This window comes from Bergeyella zoohelcum ATCC 43767 (assembly GCF_000301075.1).
GTDB classification, from domain to species: domain Bacteria; phylum Bacteroidota; class Bacteroidia; order Flavobacteriales; family Weeksellaceae; genus Bergeyella; species Bergeyella zoohelcum.
This window is the reverse complement of sequence record NZ_JH932293.1, coordinates 1,003,105-1,019,528: the sequence shown is the minus strand read 5'-3', so window position 1 is coordinate 1,019,528 and position 16,424 is coordinate 1,003,105. Positions and strand designations below refer to the sequence as shown.

Sequence of the window (16,424 nt, the reverse complement as noted above, 5' to 3'; positions counted from 1 at the left end):
GGGCGGTTTATGATTTTACCATTTTCTTGGACGATGTTCAAAATCCGTCCAAGGACCTCCATCTACTTTATAGCGTGCTAAGATGAATTTTTTAAAGTCTAAAGTTTTGTATTCTATATTACTATTTCCTATTTCAAAAGGTCTTATATAGTAGAACTCTGCATCACTTTTTACTTTTTTATCTCCTCTTCTTACCTGGGTAGGTGCCATATCTTCTGGGAATACATAATCTGGAATCACACTTCTGATATCTGCAAAGAAATCTTCATTTATTTTATTTTCCTCTGGGAAGATATTTACTACATGATAATTGTTTTTATCATCCATCCAAAGATAATTAAGTTTTCTTTCATTCTCTTTGGTATTGATAGTCCCGAATGCAAATACTTTTTTAGGAAGCAGTATGGTTACTCTTTCAGGATCTACCTTGGTGTGATATTGTAAATTTTCAGGATCCACATAGGTAAGTAGATTCAGTGATTTCACTGGATTGGTCCAGTCTTTTTTACTCAGATATTGGTCTAGGGAAAGCTGTGCTTCCTTACGCATAGCTCTATGTTCTTTAGAAAGTTTTTTGGTAGCAATAGGAGGGGTAATCTCTTTAACAAACTGATAAAGCACCGCAGGTTTTATTTCCTTTAAATTAGGATACTGTGCTAGATCTTCTACCAAAGAAAGACGATAATACTGCTGGTAGTAATCGTCTTTATCTTTGTCTTTTACCTTTTTTACCATTACACCTAATTTCTTAGTATTCAGTGTTTTTTCAAAAGGATTTTTCTGTGCATAAGAGAAATGACTCATCATTGCCAGACAAAAGAAAAAAATAGTTGCTCTCTTCATATAATTGTCATTGAAAAATTTCATCCCAAATATACTATTAAATATTTAAAGAAAAGTAGAAAAAATAGAAAAAATAAAAGGAAATATTCTATTCTTAAGTACAATTGGCTTTTAAATAAGAATTCATAAGAACTAAGCCAGTGGATTTCGTGTGCCTAATCTAATTCTCTTCTAGGGTAAACGCATCAAATTTATAATACATTAATAATCAAATACTTAATTCTTAAACTCTTTTTATAAAAGTGATTAAGGGCAAATTTTAATGTATTGATATTCAATTATTTTTTTATTGAGTACCCTATGAAAATAGGATTTCGTGCGTTTGACCTAATTCATTTCTCATCATATTCGCTATCTCAAAAAAAAACACGAAATTTACCCACAAATTTTTCTATTATGAAAATCGCATTAGTAGGCTATGGAAAAATGGGTAAAATTATTGATGAAATTGCTACCGCCCGTGGGCACGAGATAGTAGCAAGACTGAAAGAAACCCCAAATGCCGAAAACCTTAATCATCCTGACATTGTCATAGAGTTTTCACTTCCGGAAGTGGCTTTTAAAAATGTTCATAACTGCCTATCTCTAGGTATTCCAGTAGTATGTGGCACCACGGGATGGCTGAAAAAAAAGCCTGAAATAGAAACACTTGCTATGGAAAAAAATACAGGTTTTATCTATGGTTCTAATTTTTCATTAGGCGTTAATCTCTTTTTTGCACTTAATGAAAAACTTGCTCTAATGATGAAAAATTTTCCAGAATACACTCCCGCATTAGAAGAAATACATCATATTCATAAAAAAGACGCTCCCAGCGGCACAGCCATTTCTTTAGCAGAAGGTATTTTAAACCATTCCGCTATCTATAACGGATGGAAATTAGGTGAAACTACGGGGAATGAGTTAGGTATAGAAGCCATCAGAAAAGATGAAGTTCCTGGAACGCATTCTATCTTTTACCGAAGCGATGTAGATGAGATAGAAATTAAACACACGGCACACCATCGTTCAGGATTTGCACTGGGTGCTGTCATCGCTGCGGAGTGGCTACATGGGAAAAATGGCATCTTTACCATGAAAGATGTTTTAGGATTGTAACTTTTTTTATTTCATACCGACAGATTAAACACTATTATTTATCACCAGACTTATGAATTATTTTGTACTATACACTATCGGAGTTCTATTTTTATCTGTATTAATGGGGCTTTCTACATGGAAATTGTTTAAGAAAATGGGATATAGCCCATTCTTAGCCTTTATCCCTTTTTACAATTATTTCATCATTTTAAAGGAAACCCAAAGACCGCTATGGTGGGTAATTTTCACTTATTTCCCTATCGTAGGAACTATTATGATGTCTGTATTCCATATTCTTTTGATGGAAAAATTCGGTAAAAATCTGATACAGCATAAGCTCCTTACCATTTTTCTACCGTTCATCTATATGGCAACGGTAAATTATAGTAAAAACACAGAACTGGATGACACTGCTGAAATAGAGTACTATACGAATACGGATGCTGAAGTAACTCCTAAAAAGGAAAGTCTCATAGGTTCACTTACCTTTGCTGCGGTGTTTGCTACCATTGTTCATGTATTTATTACTCAGCCTTTTACCATACCTACAGGGTCTATGGAAAGGACACTCATGGTAGGGGACTTTATGTTCGTGGATAAACTAAGTTACGGTTACCGAATGCCGATGCGTCCTATAGCTATTCCTTTTCTTCAAGGAACCATCATGGATACTGGTGTAAAGGGAAATCCGAAAGATGACCCTAAATCTTATGTAGATGCTGTACAGCTTCCTTATTTCCGATTCCCAGGATGGTCTAAACCTGAAAAAAATGATATTGTAGTTTTTAACTATCCTCAAGACTCAGTGCATAATGCCATCGATAGAAAAGACCCGTATGTAAAAAGATTGGTTGCCGTAGGAGGAGACACAGTGGAAATGCGTGCAGGACGACTTTTCATCAATGGGAAACCTGAAAATAGATTAGGAGATGCAGAAGTAGAGTATTCTTATATATTACAAACTAGCTCAGAAATAGATGTCAATTCCCTTTTTGAAGCATACGGTGCTTTAAGTATTGAGCATATCGTCTTAGGAAAAAGTAGAGATTTTACGAATGAATATTTTCAACAATACAATATAAAACCCAATAGCACAGCTTACCGACTTCAGGCAACAGAAAAAATTGCCAACGAACTGAAGGAGCTTCCTGAGTTCCTCTCTATTACCGAAGAAGTAAAACCTAAAGGCGTGGCCAATGTACTTTACTTTGACCAAAACCAAACCAGAGCTTTCTTACCTTACTCCATTTTTCCTTATACCAGTGATTGGAATGAAGATTGGTATGGGCCACTCACCATTCCCAAAAAAGGAGATGTAATTACTTTGACCAAAGAAAATTTTCCTATTTACCAGAAACTCATCGCCGAGTATGAGGGGAATACACTGGAAGAAAAAGAGGGAAAATATTATATTAATGGTAATGAAACTAACCAATACACTGTAAAACTAGATTACTACTTTATGATGGGAGACAATAGAGACCAATCTCTAGATGCCAGATTCTTTGGCTTCGTTCCAGAAACCCACATTGTAGGAAAACCTATGTTTACATGGATGAGTATCCAAGGGCTTTTCTCTGACCAAGGGGCAGACTACCAAGCTCCTTTTAAAATCCGATGGGACAGAATGTTTAAAGCAACCAATACAGGAGACATGAATAAAACCTCTTATTGGTGGTTAGCTGCCATTGTTCTCATCCTTTTCTTCGGTTGGGATAGTATCATGAAAATCATTAAAAAGAAAAAAGAAGACTAATGGCTACTCTTACACTTCCAGCACTTTATCTTCCTCCTATTTCGTGGTTTCACTTTTTTTTAAATGATGAAAATGAAATCCACATAGAGCAATTTGAGAATCTCCCTAAACAGACCCTTAGAAATCGCTGCCACATTTTTGGTGCCAATGGAAAACTTAACCTCACCATTCCACTCAAAAAAAATGGTAAAAGAGCGATGAAGGATATTGAGATTTCATACAATGAAAATTGGCAAAAACTACATTGGAAATCCATAAAGAATGTCTATCAAAGTGCACCTTATTTTGAGTACTATGAAGACCAACTCAAAACTATTTATGAGGGTAATGAGTCTTCTCTTTTAGCGTTTAATCTCAAAGCCATTTCTATCATTTTAAAACTCTTAAAAACAGAAAAGGCATATTCTTTGACAGAGCAATATGAGGCTACTCCACAAGGCAAAGACCTTAGAAATGCTTTCAAAGCTAAAAAAGACTCTATATTCCCTGGAAAACCTTATTATCAGGTATTTTCAGATAAAATGGGCTTCCTTGCAGATTTATCTATCTTAGACCTTATCTGTAATTTGGGCCCAGAGACACAAGGATATTTAAAAAGTTTGAAAATTGGAGAAATTTAATGTCCTTTTTGAAGGTTTGAAAATTTATCACCTTGAAAAACTATAAGGAGAGAAGCCATTCTCCAAAAAGCTATTGCTCACTCTCGATAGTTTTATAGTAACAGGTTAAAAAATGGTTATTAAAAGCCTATTGCTTATAGCTTTCTGCCTACAGCCTAACAAAAAAATAATTAACATTGATATATGAGAAAAATCATTTTATCCGGACTTCTACTTGCCGGTACACTGGGCATCTACGCTCAAGAAAACAAAGACCTAATGACTTGGTATCATAAGGATTTCGCTACTACACAAGTGTACGGTGTGAATACACAAGGTGCTTATCACTTCTTGGAATCTAAAGGGCTACAGCCTAAAACCGTTGTAGTAGGAGTTTTAGACTCAGGAGTAGAAATAGATCATCCTGGACTCATGGGGAATATGTGGAAAAACCCGAATGAAATTCCAAACAATGGTAAAGATGATGATAATAATGGCTATGTAGATGATATCTACGGCTGGAATTTCATCGGTGGAAAAAACGGTGATGTAGATGGAGATACCTTAGAAGTAACCAGAATAGTTAAAAAATACAAACCTATTTTTGAAGGCGAAAACTCTGCAACCAATAAAGCGAACCAAGCCAAAATGGCTGATGAGTTTAAAATGTATATGGAAGCAAAAGCCATTTTCGATAAAAAATCTGCTTCTGCTCGTTTACAATATGCCGGAATACAGCCTGTAATAGAGGCAATTCCTGTAATGGTGAAACTTCTCAATGGTAAAAACTTTAATCAAGAAACATTAAAAGGAATTCAACCTGCTGCTCAAGAAGAAGCTCTAGCACTGAAGATAATGAGTAATTTTCTTGCTGAACCTTCTATGGTAAATAAAACTCCTGAAGAGTTCAAAAAAGCGGTGGAAGAAGAAATTGGAGAATATGGAAAGTATATTGCAACGCAAGCAACTCAACATTATAATCTTGACTTCGACCCAAGACCCATCGTAGGAGATAATTATGAAGACTATTCTGAAAGATTCTACGGAAATAATAGTTATGAAGGTCCAGATGCAGAGCACGGAACCCATGTAGCAGGAATCATCGCAGGGCTTCCGCAAGGAGAGAATCCTCAGTATGGCGTAGCTTACAAGGTAGCGAAAATCATGACTGTGCGTACCGTTCCTAATGGAGACGAAAGGGATAAAGATGTAGCAAACGCTATCCGTTATGCTGTGGACAATGGAGCTAAAATTCTTAATATGAGCTTTGGAAAAGCCTTTTCCCCAGGTAAAAAATATGTTTGGGATGCATACAAATACGCTGAAAGAAAAGGAGTTCTCTTAGTACATGCCGCAGGAAATGACAATAAAGATATAGAAAAAAACTCTAATTTCCCTACCGCATTCTATAAACCATCTGATGCTAAACCTTTTGTTACCAACCTCATCACCGTGGGGGCTTCTACAAAAGATACGGAAAAGCTTCGTGCAGGTTTCTCTAATTACAATGCCAAAATGGTAGATGTTTTCGCACCAGGAAATGAAATCTATTCTCCTGTACCAGATGGGAAATACAAATACCTCCAAGGGACTTCTATGGCAGCACCCGTAGTGGCAGGAGCCGCTGCAGTACTACTTTCATACATGCCAAGCCTTACGCCCGCTCAAATCATAGAGTCACTAGTAAATACGGTAAATAAATCCTCCGTAAATGCCAATATTAAGGAAGATGCCACCCTTACTTTTGAACAAGTATCTAGAGCAGGTGGAGTGATTGATGTAAAAAAAGCAGCAGAATATGCCTATAATAATTTCTATGGTAAATCTTCTGTGAAAAAAGTGAAAAAAGCAAGAAAAATAAGAAAAGTGAATAGATAATACTATCATATGCTCACAATCCCCTTTTGAAATGATTTCAAAAGGGGATTTTTTTACAAAAAAATCACAAAAACATCTAAAAATAATATAATATTACAAATAAATATTTGTATATTTGTTCCGATTGGTATATCCGATTAAAATAAATGGCGGAATCCCGAAAAGCCAAAAGAGTAGGGAATAAATTACAAATATATTTATATCTAATGAAAAAGGTATTTATTTTGGGCGTAGCATTTGCTACCGTATTAGGTGCAGTAACTTCTTGTGATAAAGTAAAAGAAGCTGCAAGTGCAGTACAAACCGCAGCAGAAGGTGGAAAAGAAATTGATTATCAATTCCTCTCAAAACCTGAGGAAGTAAAAAAATGGCTTGATGAGGTAAGAGCAAAAGCGGGTGAGCATGCCAAAGTGATGGACGAAGTAAAATTTTACATTAACAGACCCGCTTTAGAAGGAACTATCAAGAGAGAAGGCGAGAAAGACTTTCTTTATGTCGATATCGTGTATCAAGATCCTGCAGATAAAAGAAGAGTAGAAGAAATCAATTATTTCGGAAATACTTCTGGCTGGACGCAGCCTGAGAAAAAGGAAATTAATGTAGTAGGCATTGGGGCAGAAAATTTCAGATTAGAAGATGAACTGTTTGATTTTAATCAAGTTACAGACGAAACCATCAATAAAGTACTTCAAGACGCTTGGGCAAAATATAAAGACGAAGCCAAGTATGAGTATCAATATATTAAAGGCTTGAAAATCGATATAGAAGGAATAGAAGCAACTATTCATGGTAAACTAAAAGCTAATGGCGTAGAAAAAACAGAATACTATAAAACAGATTTTCAAGGAAATAGTAAAAAATAATTTTAAATGACTAAAACAAAGGCTGTCCAATATTTTTCGGACAGCCTTTTATTATATATATGCAACTCATCTTAACTTTTTGCTTAAACTTTCTGACTCTTGAGGTTATTTCAAAGCATTAAACAGAATAAACATTATACTTCATTTTTTCTACTTCTTAATGAACATTTTTATCAAATAAGTCTATATCATTTTTAAGCGAAAAGCATAGAATCATAATTAAAAGGTATTTTATGAGAATAAAAATTAATGTCCATTTTTTCACAATTGAAGTTGGTTTTGTTTTATAATAAATCACAAAAATATGAATTGTTAATTAATAATAATTTATAAAATTAACACATTCACATTATAAATCTCTTTTATTATTGTCTTTTTTTTAAATAAAACATTTATATTTGCACCCCAAAAAAAATAAGATGAAAAAAAGTACAATTTTATTACTAAGCACTATTTCCGCTTTGTCCTTTGGGCAACAAAATAAAGTGGGAATTAACACAAAAACACCTCATGCTACCTTGGAAATTCAACATTATAACCCAACGAGTAACACTGACACTTCCGTAGAAGGAATTCTTATCCCTCGTGTGTCTCGTCTTAGAGCTTTCCAAATGGGAGATAAGAGTAAGGTAAAAGAATCCACTTTAATATACATTGATAATGTTTCTACAGGTGCTAAGGCAGGAACTATGGCAGATGTAGATACTAAAGGATTTTATTATTTCAGCACAGATTTAAATAAGTGGGTAAAATTAAGCACTTCTTCTCAATCTTCTTTTGTAGATACCAATACACATATTTATAATAGCAATGGCACTCTACAAGGGGAGAGAACGGTAAATCATAATAATCATTACCTTACATTCAAAACAGGAACTGGTAAAGTGGTTGTAGAAGGTAAAACCTTAATTAAAGGAGAGTTTTATAGAGTTGCCAGCAACATCACTACTGAAGCCCAAAGAAATTATTATGTAAAATCTAGTACAGCAACTGAATACGGAGACCATGTAATTATTAATAGACTTTCTCATGGAGTTACCAATATCTATTTACCCACTACTCCTGAAAATATGTATGAAGGAAGAGAACTCTGCATCATAAATGTGGGAGGAGGTAGTGTGACTATTCATAATCTTTCCATAGGAGATGGTCAGCAAAAAACATTAGCTCCTAATATAGCAACTTGTATACTCTCTACAGGACAAAAATGGATAATGACATCAAGATATTAATTGATTCAATAATAAAAAAATCAAAAAACTCCTTATGATAAAACGCATAAGGGGTTTTTTGATGGAAAGTATATATCCCAAAAGAACTTTTGAAAGTTATATTATTTCAATTTATAAGTCAGCATAATCCCACCTCTATAAGGTAAAAACTCGCCACTCTTATTCCAAGTACTTGATTTTTCATAACGGGTAATAAATTTCCCAGAAAGCTGGTCATAACCTTTGTAAAAACTCTGTACCGTTCCCCCTCCTAAATAGAAGTCTAATCCCCAACGATAGGAAATATCCCACTGATAGCCTATTGTGCCTCCTACCATAAAGCTAAACCCGCGTTGAAATTTATTGGTGCCGCTATAATTCCATTTTGTGAGTTCGAAAACTCCTCCTCCTACATGGACACCTGCGTACCAACCGTCATATCTTTCTCTTAGATAGTAACGCCCTTCTATATGTCCCATTGCTACCAATGCATGATGATTAGCAATGCTTTTCCATGGGGAAATAAATACATCTCCCTGTACAGTAAATTGCGTAGAGAGTGGAAATTCCATTCCTGCGTTTATAATACCTATAGGAAGAAAAACAGTATTCACTTTGAATTGTTTTTCTTTCAGATTATCTTGTGCAGAAATGGATATCGTCAGAAGAAAAAACAAGAGTCTTATCATTTGGATATTAGAAGTTAAAAAAAATGTTCAAAATAAACTGTATTTGAAAGCTAAGTCTTAGCTAGTTATTTCTAGTATTCTACCTTTCCTTGAACATTGGGCTAAAATCTTTAAATGGAATAATAGACATCAAGGTCTATAAAAGATTTTAAATTATTTTACCCCTCAAAAACATGGCGAGGGCAAAGGTACGAAAAATCATCAAGTTTGCGTAATGATAGTGCTTCTAAAGTAATTTTGAATATGCATGCAATGACTCTGATTCGGTATGATAATCAAATAAAGATAACATAAAAAAGAAAGAAGGAAAGCATTTATGTTAGTAATTACAATGTATAATGATTTTAGAAGTTAGAAATGAGATGTTAGAGATCGTACAATGTACAAAGTATAATGTATAATGATTTTAGAAATTAGAAGCTAACTGCTATTCGCTAATAGCCAATAGCCATCTGCCAATAGCCATAAACTGATAAAAAAAGCCCTATCAGAACTACAACTCCGATAGGGCAAAATAAAATTTATTGGATGAGCTTCTCTAATCTTTCTAAACGAGATTCTAATGCTGCATTCTTAGCTTCAAGCTCTTGAATTTTAGATTCTTTAGCTTTTAATGCTTTGTCTTGCTCTATGCTGTGCAAATAAAGCTCTTCTATTTTCTCTACATTGGTCAGCTGGGTTTCCATTAAATCTACATATCCTTGTGCTTTAATGGTTGCCGCTGATTTATACCCTGGTAAGTGTCCATTCGCTTTTACGAAATCTTCTACTTGGCTTAGGGATTTGAAATTGTAATCTGCCTTGATAGAAGAAGTTCCTGTATAGTACTTTTGGAATACATAATCTGGGAAGATAGTGGCTCCGTTAACTCCTTGGAAAGAAGTAGCTCTTACCATTCCTTCATCTGTAATGCTTATTGGATGAGTAGTTCTATCTCCATTGGCAGATGTAATGGCAAGCTGCACAGAATTACTCGCTGTATCTGGAACCCATGCAGATCTGATAGTAGTAGAACTACCGATTACCAATTTACCTTCTGCATCTGCATATACTGGACGATTACCTGTTCCTGCTAAATTACGAATACGAGCATTTCCATTAACATCTAACGATTCAGTAGGTTCTGTTACATTTATACCTACACGACCATCTGTCAAGTCGATATTAAACGGTGTTTTAGTGTTAGCTCCTGACAATGTACCATCAGAAGAGCCTTGTACCCTGAAAAACAACTTATCATCACTTACCATTTTGTGTGTAACCACTCTAACCTCTCCATCGTATGATTTATCAGATTTAAAGTCAATATATCCTATATTTTTAGTAATTGTAGCTGTAGGATTTTTTCTAAAAATCTCAATACCACCACTTGTAAGCATTGTAAAACGATTTTCTCTATCATCTCCAATTATAGCATTTCCTACAACATCTAATTTAGCAGCTGGTTCCGTAGTTCCTATCCCTACATTACCATTTTCTCTAACAACCATATGAACGGAATTTCCATAGCCTAATCCCAGACCATTATAGCTACCGCCATTTTCTACTCCATGAATTCCGAAATCAATAAATCCCATTTTAGTAATATCTACTACCCTTTGCAAACGCTCTGTAGTACCATTCCAACCTCCATTAGTATCTAAGAATCGGTTCAGAGACAATGTTATTTTGCTATTATTTCCTGTATTATTGATACCTGTACCCTTTGCCATATTGAAATAGGTATAAGAACCTACATCATTAGAAGAAATTGCTTTTCTTGGTTGAAAGAAAAAACCTTGCTCATTAAACTTATAATGAGCATTATTATTTGAAAAAAGAGTTTCAGCCCCATCTAACTGAAAAAGAAATGTATTTCCATTGACAGTATCTACACTATTGATAACAAGCCTCTTATTCTTAACATCATCGTCTGGATTTGTGTTAGCTAGTAAGTCTTGACCTATAATTCTAATAGAATGATCCACATCATCAGACTTTCTCATATCGATATATCCCATATGAGTTTGATCGTCTTTATAATTAACAAGCTCTACGCCCGCTCCTCCGATGCCAGCATGAGATGTTACTTCCCTTGTTACTTTATCTACCGTATTCATAGATAAATGCCCAGAATAGTTATCAGAACTTTGGGAGTCTGATATATCAACTCTAGCTACATATTCCCCTTCCTTTAAAGAAGGAACTAAACCATATTCCTTTATTTTAGTACTATTGGTAGGAGCAAAAGAATATGTCTTTGTGTATTCTTTTACAAATTTCCAAAGCTGGTCATTAGCATCACTCCCCGCTTTCACCCACTCGGTGCCGTTATAGAAATAATACCCTTTTTCCGTAATCTTTGCTACTTTCGTATCTCCTCCTGTATAAGCAGAAATAGGCGAAGTAGTTTCATCCGTAGCATACACTAAAGTACCTTCTACGGGAGTTTCAATATTAGCAATTCTCGTTTTGCTTAGCTTCGGAGCAATAATCCCTTCATTCGTTTTTGCCTCTACTCGGGCGTTATCACTATTCGGCTGTACATCCATCGTAGCACTCGGCTCTATGGTGTTTACCCCTACTTTACCCTTGTAAGGGTCTTGCTGCTGTTGCTGTGCGTAGCCATAGGTCATAAAACCTAAGAACGCTAACACACTGATCTTGATTGTTGTTTTGTTCATAATTTTAAATTTAAAAACGATTGTTATTTATTATTAAATGATTCAAAGATTAAAGGATTGAAAAAATTAAAAGATTAAAAAATTCCGCTCGTTTCGATGATTTCGATTTTTTTAGATTCTTTAGTTTCTTTCCTTTTTTTAGATAATTCCTTATTAAATCCCTATCCTCCCAAAAAACAATTAGTGAACTGTACAAATTAGAAGGGAGACACTGATATCGTATTGATTTTTGTAAAAAGTTCTGGTGAAGGATAGGGAATGTACTGGTGCAGGTCTCTCCTCTATGGGGTAATGAATAACTATGATGATGACATAGACACAAACAAAATTGCCCCCTTCTCAATGAAGGAGGATATAAATTTAAATATCCGATATTTGCTCGCTCTAGATTTTTTTTATAGATTCCGCGTACACACGCATATTTATATATACTTAGCGAAGGTAAGTGTGTGTGTGTGTGTGTGTGTGTGTGTGTGTGTGTGTGTGTGTGTGTGTGTGTGTGTGTGTGTGTGTGTGTGTGTGTGTTTACACAATCATTTGAATTGACCAAATTTTTGGCCCACTTTTTTTCAGTATTTTTATATGTATTGATTGCGTGTAACATAACGAGGCAAAGATAGATAAAGTTTTCTAATATGCAAAAAGTTTTTTATAAGTTAATTTTAGATGTTGGAGATTGTACCGCGTACAAAGTAGAATGTATAATGATTTTAGAATTTGGAAGCTAGAAAGCTATTCGCTAGAAACCAGTCGCTCAAATTCTACTGCATGTATGACTACAGCGGGGTCAAATGTATATAGCAACAGCCACCGTTTTGTTATGAGACCTCTTCGGGGTCGTATGTTATATAGGAAAATATTCCACTATAAACATATGACCTCTACGAGGTCAGATCAAAAGCCTCCTGCCCATTGCTTCCTGCCTACTGCTTTTAGAAATTAGATGTTGGAGATTAGAATTTGGAAGTTAGAAAGCTAACTGCCAACCGCCATAAGCTATTCGCCATAAGCCTTTCAAAACAAGAAACCACTCTTCTTCTTTCTGTCTATTTTTTAGATTCCAATTGTTTTCCCCAGCGATGATAGAAAATCATCGTGAGTACGAAATAGAAAAGGCACAAAAGCCACATCTTGGTATAGAGCTCTTGTATTTCTGAAAGTTTGGCTCCGCTTTGGCTCAGGGCTACAAAGCCTTTTACGGCATGGGTACTGGGTACCAGTTCTGCCAGATAACGCAAGACCGAAGGAAAAGCTTCTACCGGCCAAGATACGCCACTGAGCATAGCTACAGGGATTGAGGTAAAAGAAATGGTAAGCACCACATCTTCTCGATGCTTGAAAAAGCGAACCAGCCACAAGCCTAAGAAAGACAAACTCAATAGATACGGCAATAGAAAACCGTAAATATCGGTGAGGTTGCCTCGTTGGGGTAGATTGAAACTTGGAATAACAATCCACAACACGATGCTGATGTACAAGAACCCTACGACTAAATAGCTCGAAGCTTTTCCTAATATGATATTTAGCGTTTCTAAGAGTGAACCATTGCCCGAGATAGCGATGCCTTTTTCTCTTTGCGTACCCCCCAAAAGTCCGATACCTGTGAGTAATAGCGTTTGGATGATAATCATAAAAACCATGGGCATTAGAAACATGCCGTAGCCCGCATTGGGATTAAAGAGCGTTACGCTTTCGGCTTTTATAGCAGACATGGTATCCGAGGCCTGAGCTTCCGACATGCCTTGTGCTGTGAGCCCTTTCAATTCGATACCGCCGTTGAGATACGCCACGGTAGTTGCCACGGCTTTGTACACCTGTTTGTAGTATGGGAAATAGGATACATCGTAATACCCCGAAACCGAGGGTTGCTCTTTTCTGTAAATTTTTTGTGAAAAATCTTTCGGAATAAGCACAATACCTTTTACTTCTTGGTTGTAAAAAAGTTTTTCCGCTGCTTTGAAATCCGCTGGAGATTCGGTTACTGCAACCTGTTCTGTAGCATCTAGCATACGAATGAGTTGTCGGCTTTCTGCTGTGCGACACTCATCTACCACCGCAATGGGCGTCTCTGTGGTTATTTCCCGAGAGTACACATACGAATAAAGCACGGCTACCAAAACCGAAAGCACAAAAAACGAAGCCAAGACGGCTCTGTCTGAAAACATTTTTTGAAACTCGTTTCTAAATACGCGTAGAATGGAATTATTGTTTTTCATAACCGTTGTTTTTTACAAGTTGTACAAATCGAGGATAGGCTGCCAAAGCAAGACTGATGAAAAATACAAATGCCAAAACATTGCCCCAATTGTAAGAAATCGGAAGCCCTTTTACGCCTATATGGATATAATTTTGCAAGAAATGCGTGAAAGGAAACACCCGCGTAAGGTACTGTATGCTCTCGGGCATGGATTCTATAGGGAAAGTATAGCCCGAAAAAGAAAAGGCAACTCCCGCCAAAGCCCCCCCGTAAGCCAATGCCGAACGAAGATCTCTGAGCATGGATACGAAGAATACCGCTACGGCTTGATTTACAATAATTAATGAGAAAACCACCAGTGCCATGGTCCAGCCGTTGCCTTTGTACGGAATGTCGATGATTTTAAACAAATAGATATTCATGATAAGCCCTAAAAAAAGGAACATCAAGGTATAAGGAAGGAGCTTGCCCAAGAGCAAACGCCAATAGCTACCCCCCGCTTGTTTTAGAAAGCGCTGTGCCTCTCGGTATTTGAACATCTGGCCCAAGGCAAAGATAGACATGGTCATGACTACCATCTGAAAGAGCATGGGAATCAAGGCTAAATTGAGGAAGTAATTGTAGTTCTTATAAGGGTTGTACAGTCCGTGATTATCCACTTTTACGGCTTGGACTTCTGCCAGAGCTTTTCCTTGAGGCGTATTTTTTTTGGTTCTTTTGTTGAGATTAATCCCCGCAGAAAAGGTTCCCACCGTACTCACAAACCCCGATTGTATAAAGCTGGAAGGCACCAGATAATTGCCATTGGTATAGCAAATTGCCTTGGTAGTTTTGCTCTGTAAAATATCTTTTTCAAAGTTTTTGGGAATCACAATATAGGCGTAGGCATCGGCTCTTTTGAGTAAAGGAGAAGCTTCGGTAGGACTTCCCACTTGCTGGGAAACCTGCATAATAGTGGTAGCATCTAAAAAGCGGATGAGCTGTCGGGACATGGCCGATTGGTCGTAATCCGTAACCACCACGGGCAAATCTTTTGGCGTGTCTTCGCGGAAGAGATAGCCAAAGAACCCGAAAATCAATAGAGGTAATCCCAAAGTCATCAGCAGACGCTTGGGAGAGAGGAACAACCGTTTGATTTCGGAAATGAATAAGTTTTTCATTAGAAAGCGTTTGAGGGTTTGAAGGTTTGAAATATTTGAAGAGTTTTAGGGTTTGAAAGATTCTATCCTTATCAAAATTTTATTTCATACCTATGAAGTGAAAATGGGAAACCTATGGACACTTTTTTTCATCTCGATGAAAATTTTACTCCGTCCTGATGAAAATTTTACTCCGTCCTGATGGAAATTTTGTTCCATCCTGATGTAATTTTTTTTCGTTAATGATGAAATATATTTTCATAAGAATTTCCCTATAAATCCTGCTATGCAATAGCTATACCCGTGTAAAGGTAAAATAATTGGTAATCAATTGAATATATTCATTATTTTGACTATATATCAATTTTTTTCTATCAATTGAATACCTCCTCTGGTATAGATTCCTGTTGCCATGACAATGCTAACAACAAGAATAACCAGAAGAATAGAAATAAATAATGAAACCATGTATAAGCTCAAATAAATTTCTATATTTTATTTAATCCTTCTTTACTAAAACCGACATTCCTGGGCGTAGTCCGCTGGTAGGCTCGGTAGGGTAGGCTTTGATTTCAAAAGTCTTGCGGTCAAAATCGCCTTGTGCTTTGGTGGCTGTCCAAGTGGCAAAATCTGCCATTGCCGAAATGTGGCGTACTTCCAATTCTATTTCCTTATTGCCCAATGCCGGTACTTTGGCTTTAAACTTGGCTCCTTTTTGGAAACGATTCATCATATCTTCGCGGATATTGAGTACCACCCATACATCCGACAAATCTACAAGGGTAATTACAGGATAGCCCGTATTGACCAATTCGCCTTCGTTTGGGATGATTTTCTGTACCTCAGCTGATGCAGGCGCGTAGAGGTTGGCCTCTTTTTTATAAGATTGCACTTCGTGTACCGCTCCTTGGGCTTGTTGTACCAAGGCTTGTGCTGCTAATTTGTCTTCCTGCTGGGCTCCTGCCAAAGCAAGGTCGTACTGGGCTTTTGCAGCATTGGCTTGCTGTACGGCTGCTTGGTATTTGGTATAGGCTTCGTCTCTTTTTTGAGCCGAAATCAGTTCGTCTTTGTAGAGATTTTCTACGCGTCCGAAAGTGGTTTTTGCAAAATCTGCAGCCGTTTGTGCCTGTTGCCATACACTGTAGGCGGCTTGTATTTGCTGACTTCTCGCTCCGGCGTTTGCCTTTGCTAGCTGGGCCTGAGCCGCGTTTTGTGCAGCTCCTGCTTGTTCTAATTTGGCGTTGATTTCCGGCGTTTCTATCGTGAGGAGCAAATCGCCTTTTTGGATGTTTTGTCCTTCTTTGATGTGGATTTTTTCCACACGCCCCGGAATTTTAGGTGCTACGCTAATTTGTTTTGCCTCGGCTTGTCCTTGCCAATAATCTTCGGTTTTCTTGTTTGAAAAAACCAACGCGATGATCACCAATACAGCGATGATCACAATCGGAACCAATTTTATTATTTTTTTCATTGTGAATTATAAATTAATGAATTAAAAAGATTAAA

12 protein-coding genes are annotated in these 16,424 nt (G+C 36.5%); 6 read left to right on the top strand and 6 right to left on the bottom strand.

Going from position 1 to position 16,424, the window contains the following annotated elements; all coding sequences use genetic code 11:
- Window positions 1–15: 15 nt before the first annotated feature.
- The gene (locus tag HMPREF9699_RS04690; RefSeq protein WP_245946057.1) at window positions 16–843 is read right to left on the bottom strand and encodes a hypothetical protein; all 828 of its coding nucleotides are present in this window, start codon (window positions 841–843) and stop codon (window positions 16–18) included.
- A 396-nt stretch (window positions 844–1,239) separates the two neighbouring features.
- On the opposite strand from HMPREF9699_RS04690, the gene dapB reads away from it, so the two are divergent.
- The 6 genes from dapB (at window position 1,240) to HMPREF9699_RS10800 (ending at window position 8,251) form a co-directional block, all read left to right on the top strand.
- Entirely contained in the window at window positions 1,240–1,941 is a 702-nt protein-coding gene (gene dapB / locus HMPREF9699_RS04685; protein WP_034985604.1) for a 4-hydroxy-tetrahydrodipicolinate reductase, read from the top strand.
- 52 nt (window positions 1,942–1,993) lie between these two features.
- Window positions 1,994–3,679 carry a signal peptidase I gene (lepB, locus tag HMPREF9699_RS04680; RefSeq protein ID WP_002662837.1) on the top strand — a complete coding sequence of 562 codons (1,686 nt, stop codon included), beginning with the start codon at window positions 1,994–1,996 and terminating at the stop codon, window positions 3,677–3,679.
- Window positions 3,679–4,299, top strand: coding sequence for a WbqC family protein (locus tag HMPREF9699_RS04675; protein ID WP_002662836.1), 621 nt, complete (start codon window positions 3,679–3,681; stop codon window positions 4,297–4,299). The genes lepB and HMPREF9699_RS04675 overlap by 1 nt, the downstream gene beginning before the upstream one ends.
- Window positions 4,300–4,482: 183 nt before the next feature.
- Window positions 4,483–6,156 (top strand): S8 family serine peptidase, encoded by a 1,674-nt coding sequence (locus HMPREF9699_RS04670; RefSeq protein WP_002662835.1) that lies wholly within the window; start codon window positions 4,483–4,485, stop codon window positions 6,154–6,156.
- A 206-nt stretch (window positions 6,157–6,362) separates the two neighbouring features.
- Window positions 6,363–7,019, top strand: a complete 657-nt coding sequence (locus HMPREF9699_RS04665) for a hypothetical protein (protein WP_245946059.1) — start codon at window positions 6,363–6,365, stop codon at window positions 7,017–7,019.
- A 419-nt stretch (window positions 7,020–7,438) separates the two neighbouring features.
- On the top strand, window positions 7,439–8,251 hold the full coding sequence (locus HMPREF9699_RS10800; protein ID WP_051008200.1) for a hypothetical protein: 813 nt from the start codon (window positions 7,439–7,441) through the stop codon (window positions 8,249–8,251).
- Between the two features lie 101 nt (window positions 8,252–8,352).
- Here the strand turns inward: HMPREF9699_RS10800 and HMPREF9699_RS04655 are convergent, their stop codons facing one another.
- From HMPREF9699_RS04655 to HMPREF9699_RS04635, 5 genes are all read right to left on the bottom strand, one after another.
- Window positions 8,353–8,919 (bottom strand): DUF3575 domain-containing protein, encoded by a 567-nt coding sequence (locus HMPREF9699_RS04655; RefSeq protein ID WP_002662832.1) that lies wholly within the window; start codon window positions 8,917–8,919, stop codon window positions 8,353–8,355.
- Between the two features lie 521 nt (window positions 8,920–9,440).
- Window positions 9,441–11,582, bottom strand: a complete 2,142-nt coding sequence (locus tag HMPREF9699_RS10795) for a hypothetical protein (RefSeq protein ID WP_002662831.1) — start codon at window positions 11,580–11,582, stop codon at window positions 9,441–9,443.
- A 1,046-nt stretch (window positions 11,583–12,628) separates the two neighbouring features.
- Window positions 12,629–13,798 carry an ABC transporter permease gene (locus HMPREF9699_RS04645; protein ID WP_002662827.1) on the bottom strand — a complete coding sequence of 390 codons (1,170 nt, stop codon included), beginning with the start codon at window positions 13,796–13,798 and terminating at the stop codon, window positions 12,629–12,631.
- Complete coding sequence (locus HMPREF9699_RS04640; RefSeq protein ID WP_002662825.1) at window positions 13,785–14,939, bottom strand: ABC transporter permease; 1,155 nt, start codon at window positions 14,937–14,939, stop codon at window positions 13,785–13,787. The genes HMPREF9699_RS04645 and HMPREF9699_RS04640 overlap by 14 nt, the downstream gene beginning before the upstream one ends.
- A gap of 478 nt (window positions 14,940–15,417) precedes the next feature.
- On the bottom strand, window positions 15,418–16,389 hold the full coding sequence (locus tag HMPREF9699_RS04635; RefSeq protein ID WP_002662824.1) for an HlyD family secretion protein: 972 nt from the start codon (window positions 16,387–16,389) through the stop codon (window positions 15,418–15,420).
- Between the last annotated feature and the right edge of the window lie 35 nt (window positions 16,390–16,424).